The sequence below is a fragment of the Enterobacter sp. HG048 genome, assembly GCF_024702055.1.
In the GTDB taxonomy this organism is placed as follows: domain Bacteria; phylum Pseudomonadota; class Gammaproteobacteria; order Enterobacterales; family Enterobacteriaceae; genus Enterobacter; species Enterobacter dykesii.
The window spans coordinates 1-1,052 of sequence record NZ_JANLIZ010000039.1 but is presented as its reverse complement, the minus strand read 5'-3'; the positions used below and the strand labels follow the sequence as shown (position 1 = coordinate 1,052).

The window sequence follows — 1,052 nt, the reverse complement described above, 5'->3', positions numbered from 1 at the left end:
CCGACTCGTACTTATCGCGGCCACGCTGCTGATAAAAAAGCGAAGAAGAAATAAGGTAGGAGGAAGAGATGGAAACTTTAGCTCAACATCGCCATGCTCGTTCTTCTGCTCAGAAGGTTCGCCTTGTTGCTGACCTGATTCGCGGTAAGAAAGTGTCGCAGGCCCTGGACATCCTGACCTATACCAACAAGAAAGCTGCGGTATTGGTCAAGAAAGTACTGGAATCTGCCATTGCTAACGCTGAACACAACGATGGCGCTGACATCGACGATCTGAAAGTCGCGAAAATTTTCGTAGATGAAGGCCCAAGCATGAAGCGCATTATGCCGCGTGCGAAAGGTCGTGCAGATCGCATCCTGAAGCGCACCAGCCACATTACTGTGGTTGTGTCCGATCGCTGAGACTCTGGAGACTAGCAATGGGTCAGAAAGTACATCCTAATGGTATTCGCCTGGGTATTGTAAAACCATGGAACTCTACCTGGTTTGCGAACACCAAAGAATTCGCTGACAACCTGGACAGCGATTTTAAAGTACGTCAGTACCTGACTAAGGAACTGGCTAAAGCGTCTGTATCTCGTATCGTTATCGAGCGTCCAGCGAAGAGCATCCGTGTGACTATTCACACTGCTCGTCCTGGCATCGTTATCGGTAAGAAAGGCGAAGACGTAGAAAAACTGCGCAAGGTCGTAGCGGATATCGCTGGCGTTCCTGCACAGATCAATATCGCTGAAGTTCGTAAGCCTGAACTGGACGCTAAATTGGTTGCTGACAGCATCACTTCACAGCTGGAACGTCGTGTTATGTTCCGTCGTGCTATGAAGCGTGCTGTACAGAACGCAATGCGTCTGGGCGCTAAAGGTATCAAAGTTGAAGTTAGCGGCCGTCTGGGCGGCGCGGAAATCGCACGTACCGAATGGTACCGCGAAGGTCGCGTACCGCTGCACACTCTGCGTGCTGACATCGACTACAACACCTCTGAAGCGCACACCACTTACGGTGTAATCGGCGTTAAGGTATGGATCTTCAAAGGTGAGATCCTGGGTGGTATGG

At 50.6% G+C, this 1,052-nt stretch carries 2 protein-coding genes; both read left to right on the top strand.

From position 1 onward, the window contains the following. The first annotated feature begins 68 nt into the window (after positions 1 to 68). A complete protein-coding gene (rplV, locus tag NUX24_RS21700) occupies positions 69 to 401 on the top strand; it encodes a 50S ribosomal protein L22 (protein ID WP_002919773.1) in 333 nt (110 codons plus the stop codon). Positions 402 to 418: 17 nt separating this feature from the next. Then, positions 419 to 1,052, top strand: a 634-nt coding sequence (gene rpsC, locus NUX24_RS21695) for a 30S ribosomal protein S3 (RefSeq protein WP_257834066.1), incomplete at its 3' end; no start/stop codon positions are given.

Coding starts and splice junctions, on each gene's coding strand:
- rplV (WP_002919773.1), top strand. CDS start 69: ATGGAAACTTTAGCTCAACATCGCCATGCTCGTTCTTCTGCTCAGAAG.